The organism is Microcystis sp. LEGE 08355 (assembly GCF_015207185.1).
Taxonomy (GTDB): Bacteria; Cyanobacteriota; Cyanobacteriia; order Cyanobacteriales; family Microcystaceae; genus Microcystis; species Microcystis panniformis.
Map to the genome: position 1 here is coordinate 1 of NZ_JADEXI010000915.1, position 1,218 is coordinate 1,218.

Here is a 1,218-nt window from a genome sequence, read left to right on the forward strand (position 1 = left end):
GTGGTATCTGTAGGCGATCGCTAGTGGTGACAAGGACTACCTGACGGGTGAGACGATGACTAAATTTACCATTGTTAAGATGGGGATTTTCGCTACTAGGGGAAGCAAGAGGACGAATGGCGAGGGTGGCATCGCTACGGGCCTCCATCAGGGCGGATTGGGGCAGAAGAGCGATAATATTACCCTGACGCACCACACCGCGAAAAGCATCGAGGGTGTTTAATTCCATGACGGTTTTCAGGTGGGCATCCTGACGGGAAAACCATTCTTGTACTAATCTTTGCATTCCGTAGCCGTCTTTGAAAACCACTTGCGGATAGGGGATTAATTCTGACCATGGCACTTCTTTGTATTGGGCGAGGGGATGATTAGCGGCCATGAGAATTTCGATCGCTTCTTGGTATAATACCTCGACCACCATCTCCGGGCTAGAGGTGAGAAAACGATTATTCATTACCAACGCCACATCTACTAAACCATCCCGCAGCACTTTTAACGCGCGATCGCTGCCTAGGGCTGTAACTCTTAACTGAACTTCCGGGTATTCAGCACAGAATTTCGGCAAAATCGGCGGTAAATAGTGGGCGCACACCGAATGAATCGCCGCCACGCACAATTCTGGCTGTTTTCCCGCCTGTAGGTCAGTGATTTCCTCGTGAACATTCGTCCATTCTTGACAAATCCGTTTCGCCCGGGGCAGTAATTTCTCCCCGGCAATGGTTAACTTCGCTTGGGCGGTACGATGGAAAAGAGGTAAGCCCAAATCGGTTTCTAGGGATTGAATCTGGCGGCTGATAGTCGATTGGGTGACTCCACACTGGCGCGCCGCTTGACCGAAATTGCCCGTATCGGCTACGGCTAAAAAGGCTTGCAATTGCTCGATCCGCATTCTTTCTGGTTTTAATTACATTCCGTCATGACCTTATGACAATAACGAATTTTATTGGGACTTTTGGTAGAAATTGCTACCGTTTTCCCAGTTATCAGTTATTTTAGGGGTCAGCCTTGAACTACTTCTCGCTCACAATTGGGCTGTTGAACTGTCTTTTTTCTGGCAGATTCAACAATCCTCATTTCATCAGAATATTTTCTACCTTGCTAGGGATTCCTAGTAATGTAATCTGGGATAAAGTTAAGTAGGTAGGTGTTAAAAGTTGTCAGATACCCCCCTTATCAAGGGGGGATCCCCCCGCCTATCGGCACCCCCCTTATTAAGGG

The 1,218-nt window shown here is 48.1% G+C and carries 1 protein-coding gene; it reads right to left on the minus strand.

Annotated features, from left to right (window positions below; genetic code table 11):
* A partial coding sequence (locus IQ242_RS25220) for a LysR family transcriptional regulator (protein ID WP_193961842.1) occupies positions 1 to 889 on the minus strand: 889 nt, incomplete at its 3' end.
* Between the last annotated feature and the right edge of the window lie 329 nt (positions 890 to 1,218).